At 42.5% G+C, this 15,630-nt stretch carries 14 protein-coding genes and 7 tRNA genes; 9 read left to right on the forward strand and 12 right to left on the reverse strand.

Annotation, left to right across the window (positions count from 1 at the left end; genetic code table 11):
• Positions 1 to 6 precede the first annotated feature (6 nt).
• Both VCA1004_RS09960 and tsaE read right to left on the reverse strand, forming a co-directional pair.
• A complete protein-coding gene (locus VCA1004_RS09960; RefSeq protein WP_086981621.1) occupies positions 7 to 1,734 on the reverse strand; it encodes a LysM peptidoglycan-binding domain-containing protein in 1,728 nt (575 codons plus the stop codon).
• Entirely contained in the window at positions 1,728 to 2,192 is a 465-nt protein-coding gene (tsaE, locus tag VCA1004_RS09965) for a tRNA (adenosine(37)-N6)-threonylcarbamoyltransferase complex ATPase subunit type 1 TsaE (protein WP_086981622.1), read from the reverse strand. Before tsaE ends, VCA1004_RS09960 begins: the two co-directional genes overlap by 7 nt.
• Before the next feature lie 287 nt (positions 2,193 to 2,479).
• On the opposite strand from tsaE, the gene queG reads away from it, so the two are divergent.
• On the forward strand, positions 2,480 to 3,610 hold the full coding sequence (queG, locus tag VCA1004_RS09970; RefSeq protein WP_164520851.1) for a tRNA epoxyqueuosine(34) reductase QueG: 1,131 nt from the start codon (positions 2,480 to 2,482) through the stop codon (positions 3,608 to 3,610).
• Positions 3,611 to 4,321: 711 nt separating this feature from the next.
• Here queG and VCA1004_RS09975 read toward each other — a convergent pair.
• The 8 genes from VCA1004_RS09975 to orn form a co-directional block, all read right to left on the reverse strand.
• A tRNA-Gly gene (locus VCA1004_RS09975) sits at positions 4,322 to 4,397 on the reverse strand.
• A gap of 35 nt (positions 4,398 to 4,432) precedes the next feature.
• Positions 4,433 to 4,509 (reverse strand) — tRNA-Met (locus VCA1004_RS09980).
• A gap of 55 nt (positions 4,510 to 4,564) precedes the next feature.
• Positions 4,565 to 4,640: transfer RNA gene (locus tag VCA1004_RS09985), tRNA-Gly, on the reverse strand.
• A gap of 35 nt (positions 4,641 to 4,675) precedes the next feature.
• Positions 4,676 to 4,752, reverse strand: a tRNA-Met gene (locus VCA1004_RS09990).
• 55 nt (positions 4,753 to 4,807) lie between these two features.
• Positions 4,808 to 4,883 (reverse strand) — tRNA-Gly (locus tag VCA1004_RS09995).
• Positions 4,884 to 4,918: 35 nt separating this feature from the next.
• Positions 4,919 to 4,995: transfer RNA gene (locus VCA1004_RS10000), tRNA-Met, on the reverse strand.
• Positions 4,996 to 5,094: 99 nt separating this feature from the next.
• A tRNA-Gly gene (locus tag VCA1004_RS10005) sits at positions 5,095 to 5,170 on the reverse strand.
• A 163-nt stretch (positions 5,171 to 5,333) separates the two neighbouring features.
• A complete protein-coding gene (orn, locus tag VCA1004_RS10010; protein ID WP_086981624.1) occupies positions 5,334 to 5,888 on the reverse strand; it encodes an oligoribonuclease in 555 nt (184 codons plus the stop codon).
• A 105-nt stretch (positions 5,889 to 5,993) separates the two neighbouring features.
• Between orn and rsgA the strand changes: the two genes are divergently transcribed.
• The 4 genes from rsgA to VCA1004_RS10030 all read left to right on the forward strand — a co-directional run bounded on the left by rsgA (position 5,994) and on the right by VCA1004_RS10030 (position 9,874).
• On the forward strand, positions 5,994 to 7,046 hold the full coding sequence (gene rsgA, locus VCA1004_RS10015) for a small ribosomal subunit biogenesis GTPase RsgA (RefSeq protein ID WP_086981625.1): 1,053 nt from the start codon (positions 5,994 to 5,996) through the stop codon (positions 7,044 to 7,046).
• A 112-nt stretch (positions 7,047 to 7,158) separates the two neighbouring features.
• The gene (gene asd, locus VCA1004_RS10020) at positions 7,159 to 8,058 is read left to right on the forward strand and encodes an archaetidylserine decarboxylase (protein ID WP_086984566.1); all 900 of its coding nucleotides are present in this window, start codon (positions 7,159 to 7,161) and stop codon (positions 8,056 to 8,058) included.
• Positions 8,059 to 8,201: 143 nt separating this feature from the next.
• Positions 8,202 to 8,912: a glycerophosphodiester phosphodiesterase gene (locus VCA1004_RS10025; protein WP_086981626.1), complete on the forward strand. Its 711-nt coding sequence runs from the start codon at positions 8,202 to 8,204 to the stop codon at positions 8,910 to 8,912.
• A gap of 71 nt (positions 8,913 to 8,983) precedes the next feature.
• Positions 8,984 to 9,874 carry a DMT family transporter gene (locus tag VCA1004_RS10030; RefSeq protein WP_086981627.1) on the forward strand — a complete coding sequence of 297 codons (891 nt, stop codon included), beginning with the start codon at positions 8,984 to 8,986 and terminating at the stop codon, positions 9,872 to 9,874.
• 118 nt (positions 9,875 to 9,992) lie between these two features.
• Here VCA1004_RS10030 and epmA read toward each other — a convergent pair whose 3' ends face one another.
• Positions 9,993 to 10,961, reverse strand: a complete 969-nt coding sequence (gene epmA / locus VCA1004_RS10035) for an elongation factor P--(R)-beta-lysine ligase (RefSeq protein ID WP_086984567.1) — start codon at positions 10,959 to 10,961, stop codon at positions 9,993 to 9,995.
• Between the two features lie 333 nt (positions 10,962 to 11,294).
• On the opposite strand from epmA, the gene frdA reads away from it, so the two are divergent.
• Genes frdA through frdD form a run of 4 tightly spaced genes read left to right on the forward strand, consistent with a single transcriptional unit; the run spans position 11,295 to position 14,637 of the window.
• A complete protein-coding gene (frdA, locus tag VCA1004_RS10040; protein WP_086981628.1) occupies positions 11,295 to 13,112 on the forward strand; it encodes a fumarate reductase (quinol) flavoprotein subunit in 1,818 nt (605 codons plus the stop codon).
• Positions 13,112 to 13,876: a succinate dehydrogenase/fumarate reductase iron-sulfur subunit gene (locus tag VCA1004_RS10045; RefSeq protein ID WP_086981629.1), complete on the forward strand. Its 765-nt coding sequence runs from the start codon at positions 13,112 to 13,114 to the stop codon at positions 13,874 to 13,876. The genes frdA and VCA1004_RS10045 overlap by 1 nt, the downstream gene beginning before the upstream one ends.
• Position 13,877: 1 nt before the next feature.
• The gene (gene frdC, locus VCA1004_RS10050; protein ID WP_086981630.1) at positions 13,878 to 14,261 is read left to right on the forward strand and encodes a fumarate reductase subunit FrdC; all 384 of its coding nucleotides are present in this window, start codon (positions 13,878 to 13,880) and stop codon (positions 14,259 to 14,261) included.
• Between the two features lie 13 nt (positions 14,262 to 14,274).
• Complete coding sequence (gene frdD, locus VCA1004_RS10055; RefSeq protein WP_086981631.1) at positions 14,275 to 14,637, forward strand: fumarate reductase subunit FrdD; 363 nt, start codon at positions 14,275 to 14,277, stop codon at positions 14,635 to 14,637.
• A 394-nt stretch (positions 14,638 to 15,031) separates the two neighbouring features.
• On the opposite strand, the gene efp is transcribed toward frdD, so the two are convergent.
• Positions 15,032 to 15,598, reverse strand: coding sequence for an elongation factor P (gene efp / locus VCA1004_RS10060; protein WP_086981632.1), 567 nt, complete (start codon positions 15,596 to 15,598; stop codon positions 15,032 to 15,034).
• Positions 15,599 to 15,630 lie beyond the last annotated feature (32 nt).

Raw genomic sequence — 15,630 nt, forward strand, 5'->3', positions numbered from 1 at the left:
ATGTTATTAAGATTGAGGAATGGTCAACTTCTGCCCTACTGCTAAACTATCCGAACGTAAGTTATTCGCTTTACGGATCTGTGACACACTGACACCATATTTATCCGCAATTTTACCAAGGAAGTCTCCTCGTTGTACTTGATAGATAATACTTTTAGGTTTACTTGAGACCGGAATTTTTAACGTTTGTCCCACTTTAAGCGTATTTGAACGCAGATTATTTTGTTGCTTAATCACATTCACTGACACGGAATACTGCTCTGCAATCTTTCCTAAGTAATCGCCACTTTTCACTACATAGTGAGTGATATGATCGCTATTTGACAGTGCAGCAGGAGCAGGATTACTCTTCGATGTCACACTAGGTGAAGCGACTTTCAGCTCCTGCCCAATATACACCGTAGAGCTTTTTAGATTGTTCCATGCTTTTAAATTCGCCGTTGTCGTACCATAATTTTTCGCGATAACAGATAAAGATTCACCGCTTTTCACTTTATGTGTCGTACCTGAAGGGTGATTAACCACGATCATCCCTTCTGGAGGGTTTGCTTTAAAATATTGAATTACCGCATTAGAGATGGCACCCGCTAGTTTATTTTGGTGATAGTTTTGTACCAACAACTTCTCTTCTTGAGGGTTGGAGATAAAACCCGTTTCAACCAAGATAGACGGAATATCTGGGGACTTTAAGACGGCAAGGCTGGCATACACTGGCTTTGAAGTATGCATTTTAGTCACTTGTTTTAATTCTTGGATCACTTTTAAAGCCAATTTATTCCCTTCAGTTTGTGAATGGCTAAATTGCAGATCCAATACCGTTTGACTCACATTTTTATCATCACTATTTTTCGATAATAAAATACCACCGCCACCAAGCAATTCAGATTGCTCTTCTTTTTTAACAACCCAACGACCAATTTCAGTATTGGCTCGACGGGTACTTAATACGAAAACCGACGCCCCACGCGGCCCTGACGTGGTATAGCTATCCGCATGAATTGACACCAATAATAAAGACTTATTTTTACGGGCAATTTCAGAACGTTTATTTAAATTCACGTAATAATCACCGGTACGAGTTAATACCGCATGAATATTTGAGGTCGCGTTTAATCTATCGGCAACTTTCTTGGCGATAGCTAATGTAATGTGTTTTTCGTATTTACGAGTCGGGCCGATAGAACCAGGATCCTCACCACCATGCCCAGGGTCGATTGCCACTACAATTTTACTCAATGCTTTTGAGGTTGTGGTTGGGATCGCTCTTGGTAACTCAGCTTGCTTATCCGTTGTGACCGCCTGTTTTACCGATGAAGCGCCTTCTTTATCTTTAAAGTCGATGACTAAGCGGTGCCCATATTGCCCATCTCCGGTCGGAGCTAGCTTAAACACTTCTGGTGTATTCGCTTCTTTTAACTCAAAAACTAACCGATAGGTTGATGCCTCTGGAGGACTACTTTTTCTGATTTTGGTTAAGATACGACTCTCAGATACATTGATGGGAAGCTTGGTTTTTAGTTGGGTACTTTTTAAATCCACCACCAAACGGTTCGGACTCGTTAGCATAAAATAACTAAATTGGGGTTCACTCCCCATATCCATCACCACTCGAGTATCATGTGGCGACGGCCAAACACGAATACTGTCTAGTGAATTTGCATTGACGCTCGAGATAACACTAAACCAGGCTGTTATGAGCAAAAACAGCACTCGAAAATAAGAAGACTTCAGCACAATTCCAACTTACCTAATAAAGATTGTCCATATTCATTATTGGCGGTGATCACAACTTGTCGTTGCGTATCCAAATAACGTAATTCAATATCAAGATCCGCTAAAGGTAGCAAACCTTCACCTTTTTCTGGCCATTCAACCAAGCAAATAGCATCTGGGGTAAAATAATCACGTATCCCCATGAACTCAAGCTCTTCCGGATCAGCCAATCGATATAAGTCAAAATGATACACTTGCCAATTCGACAACTGATAGGGTTCAACTAACGTATAGGTTGGGCTTTTTACATTACCTTCATGCCCTAAAGCACGAATAAACCCACGACTAAATGTCGTTTTCCCTGCACCAAGATCACCGTGCAGATAGATGGTGGTTTGCTGATAACAGACTTTTGCAAGTTTGGTTCCAAGGTCAATTGTTGCGGCTTCATCCATTAATATGGCTTGCTTAGTCGTCATAAAAAATTTGGTTACCTATTTACGTAATAAATGATGCGAAACGGCATGCATCAGGATCTCTGATTACAGCATTAAAAATAGTAAACTGACTCGCTAAAAAGAGGCAATAGTGTCAGATAGATATTATTCTACATATTGATGTTAAATTCTAAACAAAGTGTCAAAAATAGATACAAACAGCGTTAAATAAACACCGCTTACACCCTCAACGATCAAGATCCAGCTGAATCGAGAGGCTCTCCCATGTTAATATTCATTTTTCATTCTTATCGAAACCATCCATTCTTATGAATTACCAACTACTTGCACAAAAAATCAAACAATGGGGTCAAGAGCTTGGCTTTCAAAAAGTAGGGATCACCGATATTGACCTCTCACAACACGAAGCTCAACTTCAGCGTTGGATCGACGCGGGTTATCATGGCTCGATGGATTGGATGGCACGACATGGCATGATGAGAGCACGTCCTCAAGAATTACATCCAGGAACGATAAGAGTCATCAGCGTTCGTTTAGATTACCTTCCTCCTGAGGCACAATTTGCCTCTAACTTATCCGATCCGACTCAGGCTTATATTAGTCGCTATTCCTTAGGACGAGACTATCACAAGCTCATACGCAACCAACTTAAAAAGCTCGGGCAAAAAATAGAGCAAGAAGTCGGTCAATTAGGTTATCGCCCTTTTGTTGATTCTGCACCCATTCTAGAAAGACCATTAGCACAAAAAGCAGGTTTAGGGTGGGCAGGCAAACATTCTTTAATTCTAGACAAAGAAGCAGGCTCTTGGTTCTTTCTTGGCGAGTTATTAGTTGATATCCCTCTTCCTGTTGATGAACCACAAACGAATCAATGTGGAAAATGCAAAGCATGTATGACCTCATGTCCAACCGGGGCTATTGTCGAAGAAGGCGTGGTCGATGCTAGGTTATGTATTTCTTACCTTACGATTGAACTCGATGGCATCATCCCTGAAGCGCTACGCTCAAAAATCGGAAACCGAATTTATGGGTGTGATGATTGCCAATTAGTCTGTCCATGGAATCGAGAAGCCGAAGTGACTCAAGAAGCTTCTTTTCATCGTCGTGATATTTTCAAAGAGGCGAGCTTAGTGCGTTTATTCCAATGGACAGAAGCTCAGTTCTTAAAAAATATGGAAGGCTCTGCCATTCGACGTATTGGTCACATCCAATGGTTACGAAATATCGCCGTGGCACTTGGGAATGCCCCTTTTGATGAAACTATCCTACCAACGTTACAAGAACGTCTTGGACAAAATGAAATCTTAGATATTCATATACAATGGGCAATAGAAGAGCAAAACAAGAAACGACAAGCTATACATGATAATGCAGTACGAAATACTAAATTAGAAAGGTTAGTTAGAATTATAACGAAAGGCTTACCCAGAGACGCATAGTGATACGAATCTCAAAATAAATTGGAAATGTGGAAAAAGTAATGAATAGCTTGCCATATAGAGCCATTACAAAAAGTTAAGCACAATCAAAACAAATGACAAAGATCAAGTTAAAATCAAAAAAAGATCTTAATTTTATACTGTTTTTCCATACAGTTAATATAAAAAACCAACAAAAAACAATAACTTATCTAAATATAAGCTCTTTTATAACTATGCTCAGCAACAATTAGATCCTAATAAATGTCACTTTCCACCAGCTAAAAAACAACTTACACACCAACTTATCCACAGCTTAAATTTTGTGGATAACTTTGTAGATAATATCTGATTGAAGTGTTGTAACCTAGATATAGCATGCGATATACACATGTCACCTTTATCAAGAATAAAGGGGGTATCTTTCCTAAAGAGCGAAAGCCGAGCTGATTAGACTTTATATAGAAATGTATGTGAAAGTTACTTTATTACAGAGAATAAAAAACGATCTCAAGTGAGATCGTTTTTTATTTTATTTTGGAGTGACAACCAGGTTCTCTATTTAGGAGTTCGATTTACGTAATCCTATCAAGCTGTACTCTTTATGAGTAAACCGTATCACTTATTAATTTGGAGCGACACACGAGGTTCCCGATCTTCAAGGCTTAGGCGTGACCTCAACCTTGGCAAGGTAGTACTCTACTGAGCGTATCTCATTTATCACTTACAATTTGGAGCGACACACGAGGTTCGAACTCGTGACCTCAACCTTGGCAAGGTTGCGCTCTACCAGCTGAGCTAGTGTCGCATAATAAACTGCTTAATCAGCAATTTATTTAAATTTGGTTGCGGGAGCAGGATTTGAACCTACGACCTTCGGGTTATGAGCCCGACGAGCTACCAAGCTGCTCCATCCCGCGTCCGGATGTCATTGTTAAAGTACAATGAAAACTTTGATTCTTACAAAGAAGAATTTGGAGCGACACACGAGGTTCGAACTCGTGACCTCAACCTTGGCAAGGTTGCGCTCTACCAGCTGAGCTAGTGTCGCATAATAAACTGCTTAATCAGCAATTCATTTAAATTTGGTTGCGGGAGCAGGATTTGAACCTACGACCTTCGGGTTATGAGCCCGACGAGCTACCAAGCTGCTCCATCCCGCGTCCGGATGTCACTGTTAAAGTACAATGAAAACTTTGATTTTTACAAAGAAGAATTTGGAGCGACACACGAGGTTCGAACTCGTGACCTCAACCTTGGCAAGGTTGCGCTCTACCAGCTGAGCTAGTGTCGCATAATAAACTGCTTAATCAGCAATTCACTTAAATTTGGTTGCGGGAGCAGGATTTGAACCTACGACCTTCGGGTTATGAGCCCGACGAGCTACCAAGCTGCTCCATCCCGCGTCCGTGTTTTAGGTTGCTAGGATTTTAGTTCCTAGTCCCTAGGGTTCTAATTTTCGACACCTAGAAACTAGGGACTATAAACTAGAAACCTTTATAATTTGGAGCGACACACGAGGTTCGAACTCGTGACCTCAACCTTGGCAAGGTTGCGCTCTACCAGCTGAGCTAGTGTCGCTTTATCTTTCTAAACATCTTTCTGCTGTTTAGGGCTGCGAATTATAAGAGCATTTTTTTTTGATGCAAGTCTTAGTTTGAAAAAAATTGTATTTTTAGTTTCAACCGTCTTAAAAAACACCAAATTGATGATTATAAGCGCACCCCAGCTAGATTTTGAACAATTAAATATTAAAAACCGTTGAACGATAATATTTAAGTTCTGCAATCGACTCTCTAATATCATCTAAAGCAAGGTGACTACCGGATTTCGAAAATCCTTCTAAGATCTCTGGCTGCCAACGACGAGTAAGCTCTTTGATCGTACTGACATCAAGATAGCGATAATGGAAATATTGCTCTAACTTAGGCATGTGCTTATATAAGAAGCGACGGTCTTGACCAATACTATTACCACAAATTGGCGATTTACCTTGTGGTACCCATTGCTCTAAAAAGGCAATCGTCTGAGCAACCGCGTCATCTTCACTAATCGTACTTTCTTGAACACGTTTCACTAAACCACTATGCGTATGGGTGTTGGTACACCAGTCATCCATTTTATCTAATTCACTTTGTGGCTGATGAATCGCTAAAACAGGGCCCTCTGCTAAAATATTCAATTCGCTGTCAGTCACAATCGAAGCGATTTCAATAATTTTATGTACTTCAGGGTCCAGTCCTGTCATTTCTAAATCAACCCAAATTAGGTTTTGCTCGTTGAAAGACGCATTTGACATAGATCTTTGCCTTTTTTATTCCGAAAAGAGGTATCATACTCTGCTTATATACAAAGCAAAACATACTGATTATCAAATTATATCCAATAGGGATCTGTATTACCTGTGGCAAAAAAGAAAAAACTCACTAAAGGCCAAGTTCGCCGAGTTCGAACCAATCAGAAAAAACGTCTTACCCAAGAAGAATCCATTCAATGGGATGAAAACATGTTGGGTGCGATGCAAAAAGGGTTAGTTATTTCTCGTTTTGGGCAACATGCCGATATCGAAGACATGACTACGGGTCAAATTCAACGTTGTAATTTACGCCGCGGCATTGAAAGTCTCGTCTCGGGTGATCGCGTTATTTGGCGGCCTGGACTTGAATCTATGGCGGGCATTTCGGGTGTCGTAGAAGCGGTTGAGCCTCGCTCTTCTGTTCTTGTTCGCCCTGATTATTACGATGGTGTCAAACCCGTCGCTTCTAATGTTGACCAAATGGTGATTGTCTCTTCTGTTTTGCCTGAATTGTCATTAAATATCATTGATCGATATTTGATCGCCGCTGAGACCTTACATATCTCCCCATTAATCGTCTTAAACAAAACCGACCTCATTCCTGAAGGTGAACAAGAGCAATATCGACAAGCCTTAAGCCATTATCAAACCATTGGCTATGACGTTTTATTTGTGAGCCGAGAAACCGAAGATGGCTTAGCGCAATTACAAGAAGCCTTAAAAGACCGTCTGAGTATTTTTGTCGGTCAATCTGGCGTTGGTAAATCGAGTTTGGTCAATGCATTGATGCCAGAAATGGAAGTCCTTGAAGGTGAAGTCTCGGAAAACTCAGGGTTAGGCCAGCACACTACCACCACAGCCCGTTTATATCACTTTCCTAAAGGTGGTGATTTGATTGATTCTCCAGGGGTGCGTGAGTTTGGTCTTTGGCATTTAGAGCCAGAGGAAGTAACGCAAGCCTTTATTGAGTTTCGAGAGTTTCTCGGTGGATGTAAATTCCGAGATTGTAAGCATAATGATGATCCTGGTTGCTTACTTCGAGAAGCTGTCGAAACTGGGAAAATTACTCGTGTACGCTTTGAAAACTATCATCGCATCATTGAAAGTATGGGTGAAAACAAAGCCAATAGACAATTTTCTAAAAATAAGAAAGACTTATAATGCTTATTAAAGCGCTATATTCAAAAGCTGACAATCAATTTACTTTTAAGTAGAATCGGCTACCTTTTCGTCGCTCAGAGCGAAATGTTCAACATTAATGGATATTCACGTGATAGATAAAATTAAAGTGACTCTGCAATATTGGCTTCCGCAACACGGTTTAACTCGTTTAGTTGGGAAGTTAGCTTCGGCTAAAATGGGCAGTTTCACCACCGCCATTATTCGTTTGTTTATCAAACAATATAACGTCAACATGGAAGAAGCGGTCCATTCTGATCCGGCTTACTTTAACAGTTTTAATGAGTTCTTTGTCCGCGAGTTAAAAGAAGGCATTCGCCCTATCGCGCAAGGTGATGATGTTTTAGTGCACCCTGCTGATGCTCGAGTTAGCCAGTTTGGCCCAATTACCAATGGTCGCTTGATCCAAGCTAAAGGTCATGATTTCTCAGCAAAAGAGCTGCTCGGTGGCGATAAGCAATTGGCACAAGAATTTGCCGATGGTGCGTTTGCTACGTTATATCTCTCACCAAGTGATTATCACCGCGTACATATGCCTTGCGATGGTACTCTGCGCCAAATGATCTATATTCCAGGCGATCTGTTCTCGGTTAACCCATTAACCGCTGAAAATGTGCCTAACTTATTTGCCCGTAATGAGCGTGTGGTGTGTATTTTTGATACCGATTTTGGCCCAATGGCACAAGTGCTTGTCGGGGCAACTATTGTGGGTAGTATTGAAGTCGTTTGGGGCGGCACCATTACCCCTCCAACCGGTTCTTCCGTTCATCGTTGGCATTATGAAACCGAAGGTGATAAAGCCATTCACTTCAAAAAAGGTGAAGAAATGGGACGCTTTAAATTAGGCTCAACGGTGATTAACTTATTTGCCAAAGACGCCATTCAATTTGACGCGACCATGGCCGAAGGTGAAAAAACGGTATTAGGTACCCCTTATGCCAGCCAAATGAAAGCAAAGACAGATTCAGATAACACGTCATCTGAGGCTCAATAAGCGCATCTCTTGCCAATAAATACCTTAGGGTCGCTTCCCAGTAAGCGGCCCTTTTTTTGGCGATAAAATCCTAAAATTCATCTAGTAAATTCTCTAAGCCCTCATTACTATGAAGTGTCACTCACCGCTTAGAGGCTGTTCCCATGCTCATTATTGCACATCGAGGTGCTCGCTCCACTCATCCTGAAAATACCTTATCCGCGATTCAAGCCGCTCTCGATTTAGGCTGCAAAGCCATTGAAATTGATGTTCATGAACACGATGGTCAATTTTGGGTGATCCATGATAAATGGCTTAATCGCACCACAGATCACATTGGCAAATTGCATTGGATGAGTGCAGAAAAACTCAAACAAGTCATGGTTGAGAAAACCGAACCACTTCCCACTCTTTTTGAGGTACTCAAACTAGTAAAAGGTCAGTGCGCCTTAAATATTGAAGTCAAAGGCATACAACATTTTGATTTACTTTATCATCATCTGCAGTTTGCCATTGACCATTGTCAGTTTTCTGCTCAGCAATTGATCCTGTCTTCTTTTAATCATGATTGGCTACACACGATAAAACAAGAACAACCTCAATGGTTAATTGGTGCACTTACCGCTTCCAAGGCCATCGATAAAGCCTCATTTGCTCAACAGTTGGGAGCCATCAGTTTAAATTTGGATATCGACGTGGTTGATGAAGATTATGTGCAACATGCAAAATCCCTCGGACTTTCGGTTTATGTTTATACCGTCAATCGTCCTGAAGACTGGCAATGGCTGGATGAGATCGGTGTAGACGGTGTATTTTGTGACTGCCCTGCTGAGGCAATTGCCCTTTACCCTCAACCAGAAAAACTCTATTGGTAAATGGGCTGTTTTAAGGATAATTGTTTCAAGGATGATGGTTTTAAGGATGAACCCATAATGGATAAGCGATCATGAGTTATGAATGGTTCGCGTTATCAGCGGCGGCTTTATGGGCTTTTTCTAGCCTCATTTCCGTCACTCCAGCTCGTCATTTAGGAGCCTTTGCGTATAGTCGTTGGCGGATGGGCTGTACCGCTTTGATGCTCACGAGCATGACATGGTGGGTAGGTGGCTGGCAAAGCGTCGAGACTGCGCATGTCCTGCCGATGGCCTTATCTGGGTTTATCGGTATCTTTATTGGTGACACTGCCCTATTTGCTTGCATGAATAAAATTGGCCCTCGCATGGCAGGGCTGTTGTTTTCTTGTCATGCGGTTTTCTCTGCTTTATTAGGATTTTGGTTATTCCATGAAACCTTGCAAGGTCTGGAATTACTCGGGGCTATTTTGGTTTTCTCAGGCGTTGTGATTGCTATTTTCTTTGGGCGAAAACAAGCTAATCAACACACTTGGGAGGTCGTTCAAGGCCGATTATCTATCGCGATTGGATTAGGTTTATTGGCTGCATTTTGTCAAGCCATGGGGGGAATCATCGCTAAACCCATTATGCAAACTGCCGTCGACCCCATTGCCGCTTCAGCCATTCGGATGATCACGGCATTTTGCGCACATTCTGCGTTACGTCTTAGTGGCCTTCAACTTGCCAAGCCACAACAAAACATCAATCTCAAGATATTGGGGATCACGGCTTTAAATGGTTTTTTAGCCATGGCATTAGGGATGACGTTGATTTTATACGCCCTGCAAAAAGGTCATGTGGGCATGGTGGCATTACTTTCTTCTACCACCCCAATTATGATCTTGCCTTTGTTGTGGCTGTACACCAAGCAACGCCCTTCACCATTTGCTTGGCTTGGAGCGCTACTTGCCGTGATCGGCACCGGATTAGTCGTCAGTCATTAATCCGGATAACCATTGCCGCGAGGCTAATACTTACGAAACTCATAGAAACTCGACGATGAAGACGAGGCTCTTACCACTAGGTTATTGCTAGTAGGCTATTGGTATTAGACTATTGGTATTAGGCCCTTGGAAATGGAAACGCCGTCACCTGATCGATATGATCGCACCCGATCGCTAACATGATTAAGCGATCGACTCCTAATGCAACACCGGCACAGGGAGGCAAACCCGCTTTTAAGGCATCAATCAAATGATAATCAATCGGCTGTGGTTTCAGGCCCATCGTAATGCGTTGTTGATTATCTTGCTCAAAACGGGTGAGTTGTTCTTGAGCATCATCCAGCTCATGGAAACCATTGGCCAGCTCAATCCCTTTAAAATAGACCTCAAAGCGATCGGCCACCCGAGGATCTTGTTGATTAATCTTAGCTAATGCAGCTTGAGAGGCAGGAAAGTCATACACCATAGCAGGGACTCTTTGTCCAATATGGGGTTCAATCCCAATACTAAATAGCAGTTGCAATAAAGTATCGCGGTTGTCTTCCCCTTCGGCAATATCCGCTAACCCAAGCTCGGCGACCACCTCTTTAAGTTGTCGCATCGTCGATTCTAATGGACATAGCCCAAGAATACGCTCAAAGGCTTGTTGATACGTTAGTTTTTCACATGGCTCACAGTGTAAAACCTGTTGCAGCAACTCATCCATTTCAGCCATTAAATCATGATGATCAAAGCCGACACGATACCACTCAAGCATCGTAAATTCCGGATTATGATATCGACCATTTTCTTCATTACGAAATGCTTTGTTTATTTGATAAATCGAGCCACTTCCTGCCGCTAATAAGCGTTTCATGTGAAATTCAGGACTAGTCATCAAAAACACCGTTTGACCTGCGGCGTATTCGGGACCAATAAACTCGGTTTTAAATGTATGTAGATGCACATCAGTCACCGTGGCGTGACTCATTGCTGGGGTATCCACTTCTAACACATTACGTTGCGCAAAAAATTGACGAATTGACGCCATGATCGCAGCACGCTGCGTTAATTGTTCAATGGAAGCGGAAGGTTGCCAAAGGTCCATATTGTTCTCGATTTCAACCAAAGAGATAAATAACAGTGTGAGCAGTTTAATCAAACCCGAGTTAATAACCAACCTTTAAGGTGGATTATTCCTTGACTCACGAACTGAATGAAAATCATTCTTAAACAGGAACTTCTTATTTAAAAACAGGGGAATAGTTCAACTCACATTCTACCACTTTAGAGGGATAAAGTGGGCTTTTACCCTTGTTAGATCAATTTATTATCCAGCATTATTTCCTACACTAAATGTGCACAAACTAATAATTACTATTTTTCCAATCGTGCTCGTGAAACAAAGCTCTTATGGGCACACCTACTCTGGAGGATAACTGTGAAAGTCATAACCACAGATATCGCAGTCATCGGCGCTGGCGGCGCTGGTTTACGTACTGCAATTGCGGCAGCAGAAGCAAACCCTGAACTCGAGGTTGCACTGATTTCTAAAGTGTACCCAATGCGTTCACACACCGTTGCTGCCGAAGGCGGTTCCGCAGCAGTTATCAAGGAAGAAGACAGCTTAGACAATCACTTCAACGATACTGTTGGTGGTGGTGACTGGCTATGTGAACAGGATGTTGTTGAATATTTCGTAGCAAACTCAACCCGTGAAATGATCCAAATGGAGCAATGGGGTTGTCCATGGAGCCGTAAAGAAAATGGCGATGTCAACGTTCGTCGTTTTGGTGGCATGAAAATCGAACGTACTTGGTTCGCTGCCGATAAAACTGGCTTCCACATGCTGCACACCCTTTTCCAAACCTCAATTAAATATCCTAACATTAAGCGTTTTGATGAATATTTCGTAGTCGACCTTTTAGTTGATGGCGAAGATGACAGCAAAGAAGCACAAGGTATTGTCGCCATTCACATGTCTGAAGGTGAATTAGTTGCTATCAAAGCAAAATCTGTGGTTCTTGCCACCGGTGGTGCTGGCCGTGTTTACCACACCAATACCAATGGCGGCATCGTGACCGGTGATGGTATGGCAATGGCTTACCGTCATGGTGTTCCTCTACGTGATATGGAATTCGTACAATATCACCCAACCGGCTTACCTGGCACCGGCATTCTAATGACGGAAGGCTGTCGTGGTGAAGGCGGTATCATCGTCAACAAAAATGGCTACCGTTACCTACAAGATTACGGTATGGGACCAGAAACGCCTGTTGGCGAGCCTAAAAACAAATACATGGAACTTGGTCCTCGCGATAAAGTTTCTCAAGCGTTCTGGCATGAACAACAAAAAGGCAACACCATTAAGCACCCTCTTGGTGATGTGGTTCACCTTGATCTTCGCCACCTAGGTGAAGAATACCTACAAGAACGTCTACCATTTATCTGTGAATTAGCCAAAGCTTACGTCAACGTTGACCCAGCGAAAGAGCCAATTCCAATCCGTCCAACTGTTCACTACACCATGGGTGGTATTGAAACTAATGGTCAATGTGAAACTCGTATCAAAGGCCTATTTGCCGTCGGTGAATGTGCGTCAGTTGGCTTGCACGGTGCTAACCGTTTAGGTTCTAACTCATTAGCCGAGTTTGTGGTATTTGGTCGCGTTGCTGGTGAACATGCCGCTGAACGTGCCAAAGCTTTCAAAGGTTGGAATGAAGACAACATTCAACGTCAAATGAAAGATGTTGAAGCTCGCATCCAAGCGATTCTTGATAATGATGGCACAGAAAACTGGGCGGATATCCGCACTGAAATGGGTCATTCAATGGAAGCGGGTTGTGGTATCTACCGTAAAGAAGACTTAATGCAAGCCACCATTGATAAGCTTACTGAGCTTAAAGAACGCTACAAAAAAGTGGGCATTAAAGATAAAGGTAAAGTCTTTAACACTGACCTTCTTTACGCTATCGAAGTTGGCTACGGCTTAGATGTAGCAGAAGCGATGGCTCAATCAGCAATTCGTCGTAAAGAATCTCGTGGTGCGCACCAACGTCTTGATGAAGGTTGTACCACTCGTGATGATGAAAACTTCTTGAAGCACACGCTTTCTTTCTACCAAGAAGACGCGGCACCAGTGATTGACTACAGCCCAGTAAAAATCACTAAATCTCAACCTAAAGCACGTCTATACGGTGCTGCGGCTGACGAAGCGGCAGCGAAAGAAGAAGCCGCAGCAGCGAAGGAGGCAAAATAATGTCTGCAACTGCGATTAATTCACAAAAAGAAACTCGTATTCAAAAAGTCAGCATTTTGCGTTACAACCCAGAAACTGACAAAGAACCTTATCTACAAGCCTTTGACGTACCTTGTGACGATACCACCTCGGTTTTAGATGCAATTGGTTACATCAAAGACAACCTAGATAAAGATCTGTCTTACCGTTGGTCTTGCCGTATGGCGATCTGTGGTTCATGCGGCATCATGGTTGATAATGTGCCTAAATTAGCTTGTAAGAGCTTTATGCGTGACTATCCAAATGGTGTCACTATTGAGCCATTAGCTAACTTCCCAATTGAGAAAGACTTAATCGTAGATATGACGCCATTCATCGAGCGTTTAGAGGCGATTAAACCTTACATCATTGGTAATGACCGTAAACCTGAAGACGGTACCAACAAGCAAACTCCTGAGCAAATGGCGAAATACAAGCAATTTGCGGGCTGCATCAACTGTGGTCTTTGCTACGCGGCATGTCCTCAATTTGGTCTAAACCCAGAGTTTATCGGCCCAGCAGCATTAACGCTGGCTCACCGTTACAACTTAGATAACCGTGACAATGGTAAAGCGGAACGTATGAAGCTTATCAACAGTGAAAACGGTGCTTGGGGTTGTACTTTTGTTGGTTACTGTTCAAAAGTCTGTCCAAAACACGTTGACCCTGCGGCAGCGGTAAACCAAGGGAAAGTGGAATCTTCAATGGATTTCGTTATCTCTATGTTCAAATCTGAGGAGATCTAGGATGAGCAATCGTAAGCCTTATGTTCGCACTATGAATCGTACTTGGTGGAGCAAGCATCCGTTCTACCGCTTCTACATGTTACGTGAAGCAACGGTTCTACCATTGATCCTATTTACCTTATTCCTAACTTGTGGTTTAGCAAGCTTAGTAAAAGGTCCGCAAGCTTGGGTTGAATGGCAACACTTTATGCAAAACCCACTTGTGATCGCGATTAACATCGTGGCCTTAGCAGGTAGCTTATTCCATGCAGCGACCTTCTTTAGCATGATGCCACAAGTGATGCCAATTCGTGTGGGTGGAAAACCATTAAGCCCAAAAATTATTATTGCTGCACAATGGGGCGCAGTTGCTGTGATCTCATTGATTGTATTGGCATTGGTGTAGGAGAGAGAAGAAAATGATTAATCCAAATCCAAGACGTTCTGACGAGCCAATCTGGTGGTCTTTATTTGGTGCTGGTGGTACATGGTTTGCCATGATCACACCTGTCACTATCCTAGTTTTAGGTATTTTAATGCCATTGGGCGTGTTTGATATGGGTACATTCAGTTACCTACGCGCACACGCTTTTGCAAGTAGCATCATTGGTGGCTTGTTCATCATTGCGACCTTAGCACTTCCAATGTGGCATGCTATGCACCGTGTTCATCACGGTATGCATGACTTAAAATTCCATACTGGTATCGTCGGTAAAATCGCTTGTTATGCCATCGCGACTATCATTACCGTATTGGCGATTGCTTATATTTTCCTTCTGTAATAGGAATATAATTAATACGTTCAAAAGCCGGCAGTATTTCTGCTGGCTTTTTTGTTTTAGGGGGAAGATTTTTTCGGATCTCGTAGCTCGGGCGCTACGCTGCTCGTTGCTAGAAAAAGATATAAAGGAAGAAGAGCCTAGGTGCGGGGACACTGCGCTCGAGAGCAGAAAAGATAAAGACTATTTCGTGTAGTGTGTAAAAACCAGCGATCGCTGGACCGCTTTTTCCCGTAACTCGAAGCGAAGCGCTCTCGCAACCCGTAACATATTTTTACCCGCAACACCTTTTCTACCAAATAAAAAAACGGGCCGCTGAATCATCAGCGGCCCGTTTGCTATTCTTCAAGTGTTACTTTTCGAGCAGCGAAGCGGCCCGAGCGACGAGAAACGTCACTTACTTAACTCGACCTACATACTCGCCAGTACGCGTATCTACTTTGATCACTTCGCCAATGGCGATGAAAAGAGGTACACGAACTACCGCACCTGTACTTAATGTCGCAGGTTTACCGCCAGTGCCTTGGGTATCACCTTTTAGGCCCGGATCGGTATCGGTCACTTCTAGTTCAACAAAGTTTGGTGGTGTTACCGCAATAGGGTTACCATTCCAAAGTGTTAGCATACAAGTATTGTTTTCTACTAACCATTTCGCATTATCGCCAACCGCTTTCACATCCGCACCGATTTGCTCGAATGTTTCTGCGTTCATAAAGTGGTAGAATTCGCCATCGTTGTATAGGTAATCAAGATCGATATCCATTACATCAGCAACTTCAACGGTATCACCAGATTTGAATGTTTTTTCTAGTGTTTTACCCGAAAGCAATTTACGGATTTTTACGCGGTTAAACGCCTGACCTTTACCTGGTTTGACATACTCGTTTTCGAGAATGACACAAGGCTCAGAATCAAGCATAATTTTAAGGCCGCCTTTGAATTCATTGGTGCTAACAGTTGCCATTTTTTCCTCTATATATTCTTCGAGTTCAATTT

The organism is Vibrio aphrogenes, assembly GCF_002157735.2.
Classification (GTDB): domain Bacteria; phylum Pseudomonadota; class Gammaproteobacteria; order Enterobacterales; family Vibrionaceae; genus Vibrio; species Vibrio aphrogenes.

Excerpts from the sequence above, each read along its gene's own strand:
- tsaE (WP_086981622.1), bottom strand. The coding sequence starts at position 2,192 with ATGACGACTAAGCAAGCCATATTAATGGATGAAGCCGCAACAATTGAC.
- queG (WP_164520851.1), top strand. The coding sequence starts at position 2,480 with ATGAATTACCAACTACTTGCACAAAAAATCAAACAATGGGGTCAAGAG.
- VCA1004_RS10045 (WP_086981629.1), top strand. The coding sequence starts at position 13,112 with ATGTCTGCAACTGCGATTAATTCACAAAAAGAAACTCGTATTCAAAAA.
- VCA1004_RS10030 (WP_086981627.1), top strand. The coding sequence starts at position 8,984 with ATGAGTTATGAATGGTTCGCGTTATCAGCGGCGGCTTTATGGGCTTTT.
- efp (WP_086981632.1), bottom strand. The coding sequence starts at position 15,598 with ATGGCAACTGTTAGCACCAATGAATTCAAAGGCGGCCTTAAAATTATG.
- frdC (WP_086981630.1), top strand. The coding sequence starts at position 13,878 with ATGAGCAATCGTAAGCCTTATGTTCGCACTATGAATCGTACTTGGTGG.
- epmA (WP_086984567.1), bottom strand. The coding sequence starts at position 10,961 with ATGGACCTTTGGCAACCTTCCGCTTCCATTGAACAATTAACGCAGCGT.
- VCA1004_RS10025 (WP_086981626.1), top strand. The coding sequence starts at position 8,202 with ATGCTCATTATTGCACATCGAGGTGCTCGCTCCACTCATCCTGAAAAT.
- frdD (WP_086981631.1), top strand. The coding sequence starts at position 14,275 with ATGATTAATCCAAATCCAAGACGTTCTGACGAGCCAATCTGGTGGTCT.
- orn (WP_086981624.1), bottom strand. The coding sequence starts at position 5,888 with ATGTCAAATGCGTCTTTCAACGAGCAAAACCTAATTTGGGTTGATTTA.